General features: G+C 46.3%; 12 protein-coding genes. 1 reads left to right on the top strand and 11 read right to left on the bottom strand.

The genetic code is table 11. The features are described 5' to 3' along the window. Positions 1 to 2: 2 nt before the first annotated feature. Positions 3 to 623: a signal peptidase I gene (gene lepB, locus ACFTRD_RS07320; RefSeq protein ID WP_379378431.1), complete on the bottom strand. Its 621-nt coding sequence runs from the start codon at positions 621 to 623 to the stop codon at positions 3 to 5. Between the two features lie 256 nt (positions 624 to 879). Then, positions 880 to 1221, bottom strand: coding sequence for a 50S ribosomal protein L19 (gene rplS / locus ACFTRD_RS07315; RefSeq protein ID WP_024630190.1), 342 nt, complete (start codon positions 1219 to 1221; stop codon positions 880 to 882). Positions 1222 to 1711: 490 nt separating this feature from the next. Here rplS and ACFTRD_RS07310 point away from each other — a divergent pair, with 490 nt between their 5' ends. Next, positions 1712 to 2677, top strand: a complete 966-nt coding sequence (locus tag ACFTRD_RS07310) for a polysaccharide deacetylase family protein (protein ID WP_379378429.1) — start codon at positions 1712 to 1714, stop codon at positions 2675 to 2677. Positions 2678 to 3079: 402 nt separating this feature from the next. Here ACFTRD_RS07310 and trmD read toward each other — a convergent pair whose 3' ends face one another. The 9 genes from trmD to smc all read right to left on the bottom strand — a co-directional run bounded on the left by trmD (position 3080) and on the right by smc (position 12724). After that, positions 3080 to 3847, bottom strand: coding sequence for a tRNA (guanosine(37)-N1)-methyltransferase TrmD (gene trmD / locus ACFTRD_RS07305; RefSeq protein WP_379378427.1), 768 nt, complete (start codon positions 3845 to 3847; stop codon positions 3080 to 3082). Between the two features lies 1 nt (position 3848). Beyond that, positions 3849 to 4361 (bottom strand): ribosome maturation factor RimM, encoded by a 513-nt coding sequence (gene rimM / locus ACFTRD_RS07300; RefSeq protein WP_192266246.1) that lies wholly within the window; start codon positions 4359 to 4361, stop codon positions 3849 to 3851. Between the two features lie 286 nt (positions 4362 to 4647). Continuing rightward, entirely contained in the window at positions 4648 to 4878 is a 231-nt protein-coding gene (locus ACFTRD_RS07295) for a KH domain-containing protein (protein WP_024630185.1), read from the bottom strand. Positions 4879 to 4901: 23 nt separating this feature from the next. Then, positions 4902 to 5174, bottom strand: coding sequence for a 30S ribosomal protein S16 (rpsP, locus tag ACFTRD_RS07290; RefSeq protein WP_024630184.1), 273 nt, complete (start codon positions 5172 to 5174; stop codon positions 4902 to 4904). A gap of 54 nt (positions 5175 to 5228) precedes the next feature. Beyond that, positions 5229 to 6605 carry a signal recognition particle protein gene (gene ffh, locus ACFTRD_RS07285; protein ID WP_024630183.1) on the bottom strand — a complete coding sequence of 459 codons (1377 nt, stop codon included), beginning with the start codon at positions 6603 to 6605 and terminating at the stop codon, positions 5229 to 5231. Between the two features lie 65 nt (positions 6606 to 6670). Continuing rightward, a complete protein-coding gene (locus ACFTRD_RS07280) occupies positions 6671 to 7021 on the bottom strand; it encodes a putative DNA-binding protein (RefSeq protein ID WP_192266244.1) in 351 nt (116 codons plus the stop codon). Positions 7022 to 7284: 263 nt separating this feature from the next. Further along, positions 7285 to 7932 (bottom strand): PAQR family membrane homeostasis protein TrhA, encoded by a 648-nt coding sequence (gene trhA / locus ACFTRD_RS07275; RefSeq protein WP_053783770.1) that lies wholly within the window; start codon positions 7930 to 7932, stop codon positions 7285 to 7287. 134 nt (positions 7933 to 8066) lie between these two features. Further along, positions 8067 to 9080, bottom strand: a complete 1014-nt coding sequence (gene ftsY / locus ACFTRD_RS07270) for a signal recognition particle-docking protein FtsY (protein ID WP_379378423.1) — start codon at positions 9078 to 9080, stop codon at positions 8067 to 8069. 74 nt (positions 9081 to 9154) lie between these two features. Beyond that, on the bottom strand, positions 9155 to 12724 hold the full coding sequence (smc, locus tag ACFTRD_RS07265) for a chromosome segregation protein SMC (protein ID WP_379378421.1): 3570 nt from the start codon (positions 12722 to 12724) through the stop codon (positions 9155 to 9157). Positions 12725 to 12773 lie beyond the last annotated feature (49 nt).

Below are 12773 nucleotides of genomic sequence, written 5' to 3'. Positions count from 1 at the left end.
TATTAATGGTTAATCCACTTGATATCGCCGATCGGCCAGAAAATCACATCTGCACGACCTACAATATCCGTCAGCGACACATAACCAATCATGCGGCTATCTGTACTGTTCGGACGATTATCGCCCATGACAAAAACATGACCCTCCGGTACTTTCCCATCCGGGAATTGTTCATTCGGGAAGTCCTTCACGTTATAGGTTCCGCCATTCGCTTCTGCAGCATCGATTGCTCCCTGAATGTATGTCTCATCGACTTTTTTACCATTGACGAGAACTGTATCGTCCTGAACCTCAACGGTATCGCCAGCGACAGCAATGACACGTTTAATGAAATCACGACCTTCAGATGGCACGTGGAATACGATAACTTCTCCGCGTTGTGGTTCCCTGATATCATACAAAATCTCATTGACGATCACACGTTCACCTGTATGAAAATTCGGCTGCATGGAAGGTCCGTCCACAACAAACGGTTTGAACAGCAACCACCGAATCAAAATGACAAGTACTAGTGCGATTACGATGGCTTTGAGCCATTCGAAAACTTCATTTTTGGCTTTTTTGGATCTACTGCCTTTCTCTTCGGCAGCATTGCCCTGGTCCTGTTGAACTTCCTGTTCCATTAATGATCTTCCTCTCTTCACAGTACATGTTATAGCAGTTTTTACACATCATCAGTTATGTAATCTTACATGCAAGCATTACCAGTACATTTAATCCACAATTCAAATGCCCTTCAATAACTGATTTCACAAGCCTCCCGGACTATTCGAGCGTGTGCCGCCATACCATTTTACTCGGAAGTGCACCTCCGGTTCAACTTTTCCCGGACAAAAACGAAAAGGGCTTGTCTCCAAGCCCTCCCCGGTATCCGTTATATTAACGAATTTCTTTAATTCTCGCTGCTTTACCGCGTAGTTCACGAAGATAATAAAGCTTCGCACGACGCACTTTACCACGGCGAGCCACTTCGATTCTATCGATTTTAGGGGAATGAAGCGGGAAAGCTCTTTCCACACCTACACCGTAAGAAATTTTACGAACTGTAAAAGTCTCACTGATTCCACCACCACGGCGTTTAATCACAACACCTTCGAACAATTGGATACGCTCACGAGTTCCCTCGATTACCTTAACGTGCACTTTCAAAGTGTCACCAGGACGAAAACTCGGAATATCTTTACGAAGTTGTTCTTGTGTAATCGCTTGAACGATATTCATCTATGACTCCCTCCTTCCGTACAGGCGTTCATACTTCTTCCAGAGAACACCTTGTCTCCTTCATTATCCATAGAGGACCGCCGTATTCCACATAACAGACTTATTGTATCACGCACCATAACAAAACACAAGAATAAATAAACATATTGCTTATGAACCAGTCACAAATCTTTAATTTCATTTACACCCGTGCTGTGATCTATGAAATGGCTTGCTACCACCATCACTATATATTTTTCATTCTAAACTCATTACTCTCATTAAAAACATCTTTGCAACTTTTGCACCGTATATGTTGTGTCCTATTCTTATGGGATTACCATGATCAGCAGTTTTTAATAAGTCAACTCTTTAAATGGGAAAATTCTGTAACTTTATGTTATGGAAGATCGTCTATGATATAGCTTGTTGGATTACGTGCTGGATTATGCACTTATGTTTCGAATAAATAAAGAAGAGATAACACTGTAAAAGGAGAACCCGTTAACCTATGAAACGCTGGAAAAAAATCATTCTTGCCACACTCGCTTTACTGACTTGCACCGTTACAATGTACGCATACGCCGTGACTCACCCTACCAATGCCATATCCCACAAAGCATGTACGTCCTGGGACATGGTAAAGCGTAAGGCGTTTCTAATGTCTCACTCCGACTATTCCAGCAAACCTGTACTGGATTTGACCACCTTTCAGATTAAACAAGGCACAGCAACCGAAGTTCCTGTACTGATGTATCATTACATAGAGCCCAAAGTGAACAATCGTGAAACAGGCAACAAATCCATCATTAACCTGGAAGACTTTGAAGAAAACATGAAGTATCTGCATGAAGAAGGTTATCACACAATTACGTTGGAGCAGCTTGAGCAATACGTCAACGGACAGATCCCATTGCCCCGAAAATCTATTGTCATCACCTTTGATGATGGATACCAGAACAATTATACGTTAGCCTACCCTGTTCTCAAGAAGTATAATTTCCATGCTTCTCTGTTTGTCATTGGCAGCAAAATTCAGGATCAACCCTCGGACTTTGATCCCGCCAAAAAATCATTTATTTCCAAGCAGGAGATGCAGGCGGCTAAGGATGTCTTTGAGTTTAACAGCCATACTTATAATCTGCACCATAAAGGATTTATGCGTTGCGGTGACAACGTGCCTGTGGGACTTGATACAAGTCTGCTGAATGACGACATCAAGCTGATGAAGGACATCGGTATTGATACACCATATCTAGCCTATCCTTTCGGCTATACCAGCACACAGATGATCTACCAGCTGCAGCAAAATGGGTATCGCATGGCCTTTTCCGTTCGATCCGGATTTGTACGACCAGGGGATAATCCCATGAAGCTGCCCCGACTAACCGTTACCACTGGAACAGATCTGGCAGCATTGCTTCATCCTGAACCAGACCAACAGGATACACTGCCTGTGGTAGAAATTAGTCATTAACTCTGATCATTAACGCAGCTTAAAACCTCCCTACCCTTGATAGAGTCGAGCTATGCAGCCTTTTCGGGTAAAGCTGGACTCTAACGGGTTTCTGGCGGCTAACCCAGCACGCCTGATCATGAACATTACGATGATCCTACTTCCATCTTTCTGTACTACCACCCTCTCAAGCCTGATATGGCTTATGACCTCACCCATTCTAGGAATTCAAGTCGATTTTCAAGGGATCATGGATATAGAACCGTCTTACTCCTTCATCAGCCCTCGCTTCATCATCAATGACTTAAGTATGGTTACGATTCAGTTCTTTCTATTTCCCATAACCAAAAGACCAACCTAGTTATACCAGGCTGGCCTTCAATCTTTCGAATAATTATACTTAATGTTTATACCATAAAAAAGTTACTCTACACTATTTTCACGATCGGAACGAATTTTGTTTATCCAAATTCGCTCTTTATCCGTCAAGTCTGCTGTCTCCAGCATATCCGGTCTGCGTTCCAGCGTCCGAAGCAAGGACTGCTCCCTGCGCCACGCCTCAATATTCAGGTGATGTCCAGATAACAGCATATCCGGCACCTTCATCCCTCTGAATTCAGGAGGACGTGTGTAGTGAGGGTATTCGAGCAATCCGGTACTGAATGAATCCGTAACTGCGCTCGTTTCATTACCAAGCACCCCCGGGATAAGACGTACGATGCTGTCAATCGCTACCATTGCAGGCAGCTCACCACCAGTTAGCACGTAATCACCAATCGACAATTCGTCCGTCACGAGAAACTCACGGATACGCTCATCATAGCCCTCATAATGTCCGCATATGAAAATCAGATGATCCTCCTGAACAAGTTCTTCTGCTTTTGCCTGTGTGAACGTCTCCCCTTGTGGGCACATGAGAATAATACGTGGCGGTTTCATCGTTGCCGCGGCTTCGCCACGTTGCTCCAATACATCCTCGACAGCAGCAAAGATAGGATCTGGCTTTAACACCATGCCTCCCCCACCGCCGTAAGGTGCATCGTCCACTGTATTGTGTTTATTGGTCGCATAATTTCGAAAGTTTGTTGCTCCCAGGGTTACAAGCCCCTTGGTTTGGGCTTTACCCAAAATGCTGGTTCCAAATACGCCGTCAAACATTTCGGGGAACAGGGTTAATACATCCACTTTCATGTTAAAGCAGCCCTTCCATCAAGTGAATCTTGACCTGCTGCTGCTCGATATCTACATCAAGCACGACATCATCGATAACCGGAATCAGAACTTCTTTACCTGCTGGCGTTTTGACAACCCATACGTCATTGGCACCTGGAGTCAAGATTTCAGAGATCGTTCCCAGTGTTTCACCCTCTTCGGTGATCACAGAACACCCAATGATTTGATGGAAGTAGTATTCACCTTCCTCCAGCTCAGCCAAATTTTCTTTCAACACCTTGGCCATGCCACCCTTGAACTTTTCCACTTCATTGATATTTCCGTATTCCTTCAGACGAAGAATGTACATATTTTTATGCAATCGTGCAGATTCCACATTAACCAATACGGGATGATTATCTGGTGTAAAAAGAAAAAGTTCTGCATCTTTAGCGAACCGCACTTCCGGAAAATCGGTTAAAGGCATAATTCTCAACTCACCACGAATGCCGTGTGTATTGACGATTTTACCTACATTCATAAACTCTGCCATAAGTTCCTCCTACAACCTTCTATAAAATTAAGCTTATATTACACAGCAACACTACGCGGTCAGAACAATCTTCCGATCACTGTTACCCCCAGATTTCTTTGATCTTCCTTATCAAAGGATAGAAATCCAGTGGTAAAGGTGAGCGCTGGCGCTTCTTCAGATTCGTTCTGTCCTCTCCGTTATTGTGTAATCCTAAAATAATTTTTATTAACGGTTATTTCATTAATAGTTTCAGCATGCACGAAAAGGGGCTAGGACATGCATCCTAACCCCCTTTCGTATATCTTTAAGATATGATATCGACGGTTACCCGTTTATCCATCTTAACTGCTGCTGATGTGACGACCGTACGAAGAGACTTTGCGATTCGTCCCTGTTTACCAATCACTTTCCCGACATCGTCAGGGTGAACGGTTAACTCATATACGACAAGCCGATCTTTCTCAACCGTCCGAACCGCCACATCTTCCGGATGATCGACCAAAGCCTTAGCAATTATGCTTACTAATTCTTCCATAGATGACCCTCCGAATCAGCACCTTATTTAGTCAATTTAGACTCGTGGAACTTCTTCATCACGCCCGCTTTGCTCAGCAAGTTGCGGACAGTGTCGGATGCTTGCGCACCGTTTTGAAGCCATTGCAATGCTTTATCTTCATCGATCTTAACAACAGCCGGTTGTTCAACCGGGTTGTAGTAACCGATCTCCTCGATAAAACGACCGTCACGTGGGGAACGGGAATCCGATACCACTACGCGGTAGAAAGGAGCTTTGTGAGCACCCATACGTTTCAGACGAATACGAACTGCCATTTGAAAATTCACCTCCTTCAATGAAATCTGTATATCGTTCAGCTGCAATTGGAATCAACGGAAAGGAAATTTCATTCCTTTGCCCAGACCCTTAAGCTGCTTCATCGCTTTGTTTTTGCCGCCTTTAGGTCCCATCATATCCGAGAACTGTTTCATCATGCGGCGCATCTCATCAAATTGCTTGATCAGACGATTCACTTCGGCCAGGGATGTTCCACTACCTGTAGCAATCCGTTTCCGGCGGCTATGGTTAATCATATCCGGGTTACGTTTCTCCTCCGTCGTCATGGAGTACACGATCGCTTCGATCCGGCCCATCTGTTTATCATCAACCTTCAGATCCTTGGCTTGTTTCATTTTGCCCATTCCAGGAATCATATCCATGATCTGATCGATTGGTCCCAGCTTCTTCACTTGATCCATCTGCTCCAGGAAATCTTCGAACGTGAATTCTGCATTACGCATCTTACGTTCCATTTCCTTGGCTTTTTCGGTATCAATGTTGGACTGTGCTTTCTCAATCAGAGAGAGCATGTCACCCATACCCAGAATACGAGAAGCCATACGTTCTGGATGGAAAGGCTCAAGTGCGTCCAGTTTCTCTCCAAGGGAGGCAAACTTGATTGGGCAACCGGTAACTGCTTTAACTGAAAGCGCGGCACCGCCACGCGTATCTCCATCCAGTTTGGTCAGAACTACTCCGGTCAGATCAAGCTGCTGATTAAAGTGTTCCGCCACATTAACCGCATCCTGACCTGTCATGCTGTCCACGACAAGCAATACTTCATCCGGGTTCACTACGCTGTGAATCTGACGAAGTTCTTCCATCAGTTCTTCATCGACATGCAGACGTCCTGCAGTATCGATAATGACATAGTCATTACCATTATCCTTGGCGTGCTGCAGACCCTGACGTGCGATCTCTACAGGGCTTGTCTGGTCTCCCAGTGTAAATACTGGCGCTTTGATCTGCTCGCCGAGGACTTGCAGCTGCTTGATTGCTGCTGGACGATAAATATCTCCTGCAACAAGTAACGGTCTGCTATTTTGCTTTTGCAGCATCTTGGCCAATTTACCGGATGTGGTCGTCTTACCCGCACCCTGCAAACCAACCATCATCAGTACCGTAGGCGGTTTGTTGGCTTTGGCCAGCTTCGACTGGCTTCCACCCATCAAATCCGTCAGTTCCTTGTTTACGATGTCAATAATGACCATCCCTGGCGTGAAGCTCTCCATCACTTCTTTGCCAACAGCCTTCTCTTTCACCTTGGCGATGAATTCCTTGACCACTTTGAAGTTTACATCCGCTTCGAGCAATGCCAGACGTACCTCGCGCATCGCTTCGGCAACATCTTCATCAGACACCTTGCCTTTGCCGCGCAGCTTGCTGAACACATTCTGCAATCGGGTCGTTAATCCTTCAAATGCCATGATCCCACCTCCTTAAGCTGTAATACTGTTTTCAGGACCGATACGTTTCGTTCCGCTCTTATGAACTATTCTCTGAGCTGATGAACAATATCGTTTATTTGTTGGTTGTTATCAATGGAAACACCTGCGCGCTCCAATGCATTTTGCAAATCCTCAAGATTACGATTGCGCCGTTCATGCTTCTCCAGCAAGCCAAGCTTGCTTTCGTAATTTTCCAGCATTTGTTCGGCACGCTTGATGTGCTCATATACCGCCTGGCGGCTGATCTCGAACTCGGCTGCAATCTCGCCCAGCGAGAAATCATCATGAAAGTAATACTTTAAAAAAGTCTGCTGTTTCTCGGTAAGTAACAATTCATAGAAAGCAAACAGCAAGTTAATCCGGTTTGTCTTCTCAAGCCGGTTTTCTTGACTCATATCGGGGCACTCCCTTCGTCAAGGAAAAACACTTTACACTCTTGCAACGCTCCTAATAATACCTAAAACAAATCAGGTTGTCAAGCAAAAATACTTGTCACAATAAAAACACTCATTTGGCAAGCCTATTTCGTTTCCACATGGCTGATGTTCAGCAGTTCTCTACAACAAGATATACCCTGTTTTGTGCCTTTATATAGAACAAAAAAACGAATGAGTCTCCACGGGTGGAGCCGATTCGTTTCACATTCCCTACCACGCCCCTAGCGAAGAGGAGTCAGGTATATTAATACCATAAAGAAATGAAGAATACTGCCTGCCAGCACGAAGAGATGCCAGATCGCATGGTGGTACGGAAAACCACGCCACACATAAAAAAGTGTACCCAGCGTATACATCAGTCCTCCAGCAACCAGCAGCACGATTCCGCCTGTAGGAATGGCAGCCACAAGCGGTTGCCAGGCAATAATGATGAGCCAGCCCATCGCAATATAGAAAATCGTGGACATGAATAGAAACTTTTTCGTAAAAAACGCCTTAAAGATCACGCCGAATAATGCAATTGCCCAGATCACACCGAACAAGCTCCAGCCGAGCGTGCCGCGAACAGCAATAAACAAAAGCGGAGTGTATGATCCCGCAATAAACAAATAAATCGAAGAATGGTCAAAAATTTCAAATAAATCTTTTACTTTGCCATCTTTCCATGCATGCACGAGTGTTGAGCTTGTATAAAGCAGCAGCATCGTGATCCCGTAGATCGTGAAACTGACCACATGCCAGGCTGTGCCTTTCATACTGGAAAATACAATCAATAGCACCAGTGCAGCTACACTGAGCGCAGCGCCGATACCATGTGTCACCGCATTGGCGACTTCTTCACGGCGGGAATAGGTATAGGTATTGGCCATTTCAACCGTCCTTTCTAACCCTATTGGAATTGCCTCTTTTATTTCATTATACACGTATTGCCACTGATATAACACGTGACACTTATCACGTATATCAGTGGCAATACGGTCAACCATATTGATTTATTTAACGACTACGAATTGGATTTCTCTTCATCTGTGCTTTGCTCTGGCTGTTCCTGGATCAATCCCGCAAACAAAGCGTGCACGAATTGCTCTGAATCAAATTGCTGTAAATCATCGATTTTCTCACCTAGTCCCACGAGCTTCACTGGCAAGTCCAGCTCCTGACGGATCGCAACAACGATCCCCCCCTTGGCCGTTCCATCCAGTTTCGTCAGTACGAGGCCAGTCACGCCACTTTTCTCACCGAAAAGTTTAGCCTGATTCAAGGCATTTTGGCCTGTTGTTGCATCCAGTACCATCAGTACTTCATGTGGAGCTTCAGGAATTTCACGCTGGATAACACGATAGATTTTGTTGAGTTCATCCATCAGATTGGATTTATTCTGCAAACGGCCCGCTGTATCACAGAGCAATACATCCGCACCCCGTTGCTTCGCAGCCTGGACCGCATCATACATTACAGCGGCAGGGTCAGAGCCTGATTGTTGCTTGATAACTTCTACGCCGGCACGCTGCCCCCATACTTCGAGTTGCTCAATCGCTCCGGCACGGAACGTATCGCCTGCTGCCATGATGACCTTTTTGCCCTGCTGCTTGAAGCGATGGGCCAGCTTACCAATTGTTGTTGTTTTACCAACACCATTAACACCGACAAACAAAATGACCGTGATCCCATCCGGATTCATTTTCAGTTCGTTGTTCTGCTCGCCGCGGAGCAGATCCGTCAGTTTTTCGGACAATACAGGCTGTAGTTCGGCCGCATCCTCGATTTTGCGTTTTTTGACTTCATCACGCAGGTCTTCAATTAGTTTCATGACCGTATTGACACCTACGTCGGCTCCAATCAGAATCTCTTCCAATTCCTCATAGAATTCTTCGTCGATTTTTTTGCGACGGATAACGAGGTCCGATACCTTCTCCACAAGCCCTTTACGTGTCTTTTCCAATCCATCCTTGAACTGTTTGGTGACCGACTCCGTTTTGCTTGCAATGCTGTCTCTCAGCTTTTTAAAAAAACTCATAAAGCCCCTCCATCGTGTACATTTCTTGGTTTAAATGATATTAGATGAGTTCATGTGTGACAATCACTCAAAGATTAGGCAATGACAGCTTCCTCATCTTCCAGTTTAACCGAAACGAGCTTGGATACTCCGCCCTCTTCCATTGTGACGCCATATAACACATCGGCTTCTTCCATTGTGCCTTTGCGGTGTGTAACGACGATGAATTGCGTCTGTTCCGAGAACTCACGCAAATACTGGGCAAAACGCACCACATTGGCTTCATCCAGCGCCGCTTCGACTTCATCCAGTACGCAGAACGGTACAGGCTTCACATGCAGAATGGCGAATAACAATGCCATCGCAGTCAACGCTCGTTCTCCACCGGATAAGAGCTGCAAATTTTGCAGTTTCTTGCCTGGTGGCTGGGCGACGATATCAATTCCCGTTTCCAGCAGACGCTCAGGATCCATTAAAACCAGATCCGCGCGTCCCCCGCCAAACAGCTTGGTAAACACCGTGCCGAACTCCCGACGAATCGCATCAAATGTCATCTTGAATCGCTTGGCCATCTCGTCTTCCATTTCCCGAATGACCTGATACAACGTTGTTTTCGCTTCAACAAGATCGTTCTTCTGCGTACTGAGGAATTCATACCGCTCATTAACCCGCTGGAATTCCTCAATCGCTCCCAGATTGACATCACCTAGAGCAGTTATACTTCGCTTCAGCTTCTGCACCTCTGCCTGTGTGCTTTCCACATCTTCCGGCACAGGATAACGCTCTTTGGCAAGTTCATAGCCAAGTTCATACTCATCCATCAGCTTGCGCAAAATATTCTCTAACTCAACGTCAAGTCTGTTGACGGAAATCTCCGTCTGGCGCATCTGCTCCTCCACAGCTTTGAGCTGTGTGCGCTGTTCCTTCGTTTCACTCTCGGCAAGTTCAAGCTTCTTCGACAGCTCGCTTCGGGCAGCACGCTTGAAGTCCAGCTCCTGTGCAGATTCCGCTTTTTTCAGCTTGTATTGGTTAAGATCCTCAATCTGTTTGACACTCTCAGTCTCTGTTTTCTTCAGATCGGCTTCCATGGAGGCAAGCAGCGTGCGATTTTGACGTAAATCCTTCACCAGTGAATCCACTTCACGCTCCAGACGCCGCAATTGCTCCTCATTGGAGAATCGCTCCTGATCCAGTTTCCCCTCTCGCACTTTCAGTTCGGTGAGCTGGGTCTGCAATTCCTCCTTCGCAGATTCATTCGCTTTACGCGCGAATTCTGCGGCATGAATGGCACGATGAGTCGCCTTCTCTTCTTCCTCAAGCTGCTCCAGCTTCTTCACAGCGACCTCGCGGGCTGTATCCATCTCTTTGATTTCTTCGGTAAACCCGCTCTTTTCCTGCCCGGCTACCGCAACCTGTTCCAGCACGTGACGCAGCTCATGCTCAACCTGCTTCATTTCCATTGAAGCCTGCTGTTCTGCATTCCGGGTGTCGTCTCCAGACTGGCGCAGTTCGTCCAGTTTATCCTGACACTGCTCCAGTTGAGTTTTTACATCATCCACACTTCGATGCAGTTTTACAATCTGATTTTCAGTGTCCATAATATCTTGATCGAGCTGGTCCAGCTGCCGTTTTCGACTGAGCAAACTCACATTTTTTTTATGCTGGCTACCACCAGTCATTGAACCACCCGCGTTAACCACATCGCCTTCCAGGGTTACCACCCGGAAACGATATTGGCAGCGAGCCGCGATTTTATTGGCATCCTCCAGCTTTTCCGCAATAATGACATTTCCGAGCAGGCTTCCAATGATCGCAGCATAACGGGATTCGTATTGTACGAGATCCGCACCAATTCCCACAAAACCATCCATGCCTTCGATCATCGAACGTTCACCCGCACCAATGGTACGTGCACGAATAACATCCAGCGGGAGGAACGTAGCTCTGCCCAATTGGCGTTGTTTCAGAAAAGCGATCGCCTGTCTGGAAACCGATTCATTTTCCATGACGACATGCTGCAGGGAAGCGCCCATCGCTGTTTCTACCGCAAGTTCGATCTTCTCAGGCACTTTAACGAGCTCTGCAACAGCTCCATGAACCCCGTTCAGTGTACCTTTGCGTGAAGCCTTAAGAACTTCTTTGACACCCAGCATGAAACCGTCAAAATCATCCTGCATTTCTTTCATTGTATCGCGCCGGGAGACTTGGGCCTCACGCTTCTGCTCCCATTTACGGACAGTTCCCCGGCTTTCTTCGAGCAGCTTCTGCAACGATTGGAGACGTTCACTTTCCGTAATATATCCACCGCGCAGATCACTGATTTCCTTGCCCAAGCGAACGACTTTTTTCTCAATCTCCGATTTGCGGGCTTCCAGCGTTTCCTTCTGGCCTTCCCACTTGCCGGACTCCTCGGTCGCTCTATTCATTCGCCGTTCCAGCGTTTCTTTCTGTTGGTCTGCGTAACGAATTTCATTTCGTGTCTGAGCCATCTGATTCATCAGTTCCAGCAAATTGCCCTTAAGACTTTCCTCCTGCTGTTGGCTAATGCCACCAGTGACACCGATAAGTTTGGCCTCTTCTTCGGATAAGCGGTTTCTTACGTCACTTAGTTCAAGCTCAAGGTTGGCAAACTTCTCGCGTAATGCAAGTAACTCAGCTTCACGTTCCCGATGTCTCTCTTCACTTGCTGCAAGCGTCACTTTCAGCTGTTCCTGGTTTGTCTGCAGATGGCGCGAACGCTCCCTGAGCAGTTCCCCAAGCCCTTCGCTCTTCTCTGTTGCTTCACTGAATTGCAATAAGGCCGATTGCAGCTGTTCTGTCTCCATTTCCAGCGTACGCAGTGCATTCCGGTCACTTTCCAGCTTTGCATCATGAGTAGACACGATGGCGGCCAAGCCGACTTCTTCCTGTTTTAAAGATTCAAGCCTTTGATTGGCTTTGCTCCAGGATGCATGAATCTGTTCGATCTGATACACATACATGGAGATTTCCTGTGATTTCAGCTGCCCACGCAATTCCTTGTAGTGGATGGCTTTCTCCGATTGTTCCTTTAACGGACCAATCTGGTCTTCCAACTCGGTGACCAGGTCATGAATACGCAATAAATTCTGTTCTGTCTCATCCAGTTTACGGGTAGCATCCCGTTTGCGAGATTTATATTTAACAATACCTGATGCCTCTTCAAAGATCCCCCTGCGATCCTCTGAACGGGTACTCAGAATCTCTTCGATTCGTCCCTGCCCAATAATCGAGTAAGCTTCCTTGCCGATCCCGGTATCCATGAACAATTCCGTAATATCCTTCAAACGACACGACTGCTTGTTGATAAAATACTCACTGTCTCCACTGCGATGTACACGACGCGTCACCGTTACTTCTCCAAAATCCAAAGCAAGCGCATGATCTTCGTTATCCAGCGTCAGCGAAACTTCACCATAATTAACAGCCTTGCGTGCATCACTACCGGCAAAAATGATATCTTCCATCTTGCCGCCACGCAATGATTTGGCGCTTTGTTCCCCAAGCACCCAGCGTATGCCGTCTGAAATGTTACTTTTCCCACTTCCGTTCGGTCCTACAACCGCGGTTATGCCACGAACGAATTCCATTTCCGTTTTGTCGGCGAATGACTTGAATCCACCCAGTTCAATCCGTTTCAAAAACATAGGGTCTCCCGTCACCTCCTCTTGCAAATTTCAAGTGTTGCATTCAGCG

This window comes from Paenibacillus sp. NPDC056933, assembly GCF_042674385.1.
Taxonomy (GTDB): domain Bacteria; phylum Bacillota; class Bacilli; order Paenibacillales; family Paenibacillaceae; genus Paenibacillus.
This window is presented reverse-complemented; position numbering and strand designations above follow the sequence as displayed.

Excerpts from the sequence above, each read along its gene's own strand:
- rplS (WP_024630190.1), bottom strand. The coding sequence starts at position 1,221 with ATGAATATCGTTCAAGCGATTACACAAGAACAACTTCGTAAAGATATT.
- trmD (WP_379378427.1), bottom strand. The coding sequence starts at position 3,847 with ATGAAAGTGGATGTATTAACCCTGTTCCCCGAAATGTTTGACGGCGTA.
- ffh (WP_024630183.1), bottom strand. The coding sequence starts at position 6,605 with ATGGCATTTGAAGGATTAACGACCCGATTGCAGAATGTGTTCAGCAAG.
- smc (WP_379378421.1), bottom strand. The coding sequence starts at position 12,724 with ATGTTTTTGAAACGGATTGAACTGGGTGGATTCAAGTCATTCGCCGAC.
- trhA (WP_053783770.1), bottom strand. The coding sequence starts at position 7,932 with ATGGCCAATACCTATACCTATTCCCGCCGTGAAGAAGTCGCCAATGCG.
- ACFTRD_RS07280 (WP_192266244.1), bottom strand. The coding sequence starts at position 7,021 with ATGAGTCAAGAAAACCGGCTTGAGAAGACAAACCGGATTAACTTGCTG.
- rpsP (WP_024630184.1), bottom strand. The coding sequence starts at position 5,174 with ATGGCAGTTCGTATTCGTCTGAAACGTATGGGTGCTCACAAAGCTCCT.
- ftsY (WP_379378423.1), bottom strand. The coding sequence starts at position 9,080 with ATGAGTTTTTTTAAAAAGCTGAGAGACAGCATTGCAAGCAAAACGGAG.
- ACFTRD_RS07310 (WP_379378429.1), top strand. The coding sequence starts at position 1,712 with ATGAAACGCTGGAAAAAAATCATTCTTGCCACACTCGCTTTACTGACT.
- lepB (WP_379378431.1), bottom strand. The coding sequence starts at position 623 with ATGGAACAGGAAGTTCAACAGGACCAGGGCAATGCTGCCGAAGAGAAA.
- rimM (WP_192266246.1), bottom strand. The coding sequence starts at position 4,361 with ATGGCAGAGTTTATGAATGTAGGTAAAATCGTCAATACACACGGCATT.
- ACFTRD_RS07295 (WP_024630185.1), bottom strand. The coding sequence starts at position 4,878 with ATGGAAGAATTAGTAAGCATAATTGCTAAGGCTTTGGTCGATCATCCG.